At 52.5% G+C, this 244-nt stretch carries 1 protein-coding gene; it reads left to right on the forward strand.

Annotation, left to right across the window (positions count from 1 at the left end):
* Positions 1–244 (forward strand): response regulator (locus R0J87_RS23665; protein ID WP_498889444.1); only part of this gene is annotated, 244 nt, incomplete at both ends.

Consider the following 244-nt stretch of genomic DNA (forward strand, 5'->3'; position numbering starts at 1 on the left):
GCCATTTTACTGCTGGATAATGAACCGCAATTACGTAGCGCTGTGGCCGAGCTGCTACGTAGCTGGCAAATAGAGGTTATTGCTGTCGGTCAGCCGTCGGAAGCACTGCAGGCGCTGCAGCAAGGCTTTAAACCTGATGCCCTGCTGTTTGATTATCATCTGGATAATAACGCCACCGGAGTTGAAGTGGCAGAGCAGCTAGCCGCGCATTTCGGTGTCAATGTACCGGTCGTCATTCATTCGG

The sequence above is a fragment of the Halomonas sp. SIMBA_159 genome (assembly GCF_046536035.1).
GTDB lineage: Bacteria > Pseudomonadota > Gammaproteobacteria > Pseudomonadales > Halomonadaceae > Vreelandella > Vreelandella venusta_A.